Source organism: Streptomyces sp. KLMMK (genome assembly GCF_036961605.1).
GTDB lineage: Bacteria > Actinomycetota > Actinomycetes > Streptomycetales > Streptomycetaceae > Streptomyces > Streptomyces telluris.
Genome location: NZ_JBAMDC010000672.1, coordinates 1 through 1982 on the forward strand (window position 1 = coordinate 1; position 1982 = coordinate 1982).

1 protein-coding gene and 2 pseudogenes are annotated in these 1982 nt (G+C 76.0%); all 3 read left to right on the forward strand.

Annotated features, from left to right (window positions below):
* Window positions 1–267, forward strand: a pseudogene (locus V7793_RS36975) (sugar kinase); the annotation flags it as partial.
* A 43-nt stretch (window positions 268–310) separates the two neighbouring features.
* Entirely contained in the window at window positions 311–1564 is a 1254-nt protein-coding gene (locus V7793_RS36980) for a 6-phospho-beta-glucosidase (RefSeq protein WP_443058084.1), read from the forward strand.
* Window positions 1555–1982 (forward strand): annotated as a pseudogene (locus V7793_RS36985) (ATPase); the annotation flags it as partial. The gene V7793_RS36980 and the pseudogene V7793_RS36985, both read left to right, overlap by 10 nt.

The window sequence follows — 1982 nt, forward strand, 5'->3', positions numbered from 1 at the left end:
GACGTCTACGCCGAACTGGGCAGGCGGCTGGCCCTCGGCCTCGCGGCGGTCGTCGCCGTGGTCGACCCCGGACTGGTGGTGCTCTCCGGCGCGGTGTGCCGGGCGGGCGGCGAGCGGCTGCGCGCCATGGTGGAGGCCGAGCTCACCGGGCTTGCCCTGCCCCGGCCGCAGCTGCGGCTGAGCACCGTGGAGGACCGCCCGGTCCTGGCGGGGGCACTGCAGACCGCACTCGCGGCGGTGCGGGAGACCGCGTTCGACACGGCCTGAGCCGTCCGCCGCTCCCGCTCGGCAACCAGCAAAGGAGTCAAGGGTGAAGCTCGCAGTAGTGGGTGGCGGATCCACCTACACCCCCGAACTCGTCGACGGCTTCGCGCGGTTGCACGACACGCTGCCGGTGGCGGAGCTCGTCCTGGTCGACCCGGACGAAGAACGGCTGGAGCTCGTCGGCGCGCTGGCGCGGCGGATCCTCGCCCGGCAGGGCCACCCCGGCCGCGTCACCTGGACCACGGACCTGGACGCGGGCGTCGACGGCGCGGACGCCGTGCTGCTCCAGCTGCGCGTGGGCGGCCAGGCGGCCCGGCACCAGGACGAGACCTGGCCGCTGGAGTGCGGCTGCGTCGGCCAGGAGACCACCGGCGCGGGCGGGCTCGCCAAGGCGCTGCGCACGGTCCCGGTGGTGCTGGACATCGCCGAGCGGGTGCGGCGGCGCAGCCCGCACGCCTGGATCGTGGACTTCACCAACCCGGTCGGCATCGTGACGCGGGCGCTGCTGGCGGCCGGGCACCGGGCCGTGGGCCTGTGCAACGTGGCCATCGGCTTCCAGCGGAAGTTCGCCCGGCTGCTGGGGGTCGCCCCGGAGGAGGTGGCGCTGGAGCACGTGGGCCTCAACCACCTCACCTGGGAGCGGTCCGTGACCGTGGGCGGGGAGGACGTCCTGCCGCTGCTGCTCGCCGAGCACGGCGACGCCGTCGCGGCCGACCTGCGCATGCCGCGCTCGGTGCTGGACCGCCTCGGCGTCGTCCCCTCCTACTACCTGCGCTACTTCTACGGGCACGACGAGGTCGTCCGGGAGCTGCGCACCAGGCCCTCGCGCGCCGCAGAGGTGGCCGCGATGGAGCGGAAGCTGCTGGCCCTGTACGCCGATCCCGCGCTGGACGAGAAGCCCGCGCTGCTGGCGAAGCGCGGCGGCGCCTTCTACTCGGAGGCGGCGGTCGCCCTGACCGCGTCGCTGCTGCGGGACACCGGGGACGTCCAGGTCGTCAACGCCCTCAACAACGGCACGCTGCCCTTCCTGCCCGACGACGCGGTGATCGAGGTGCCGGCGGCGGTGGACGCGAGGGGCGCGCACCCCTTGCCCGTACGCCCGCTGGAGCCGCTGTACGCCGGGCTGGTCGCGAACGTCACGGCGTACGAGCACCTGGCGCTGGAGGCCGCCCTCCAGGGGGGCCGGGACCGGGTCTTCCGGGCGCTCCTCGCGCACCCGCTGGTCGGGCAGTTCGACCACGCCGACCGGCTGACCGACGCCCTCGTCGCGCACAACCGGGAGCACCTCGCGTGGGCGTGAGCGGCGCGCTGCTCGCGATCGACGCGGGCAACAGCAAGACGGACGTGGTGCTGGCGGGGCCGGACGGCACCGTGCTCGGGGCCGCGCGCGGCGGGGGGTTCCAGCCGGCTCGGACGGGTGTGCGGCAGGCGGTGGACGGCCTGGCGGCGCTGGTTGGGCGGGCCGCCGCTGCCGCAGGGGCGGGTGGACCGCCCTGCGCCGCCCACGTCAGCGCGTGCCTGGCCAACTGCGACCTGCCGGTGGAGGAGGAACTGCTGACCGCGGAGATCGCCGCCCGCGGCTGGGGGCGGACGGTCGCCGTCGCCAACGACACCTTCGCCCTGCTGCGGGCGGGCCTGCCCGACGGGGGCGAGCCCGTGGGCGTCGCGGTGGTGTGCGGGGCGGGCATCAACTGCGCGGGGCTCGGGCCGGGCGGGCG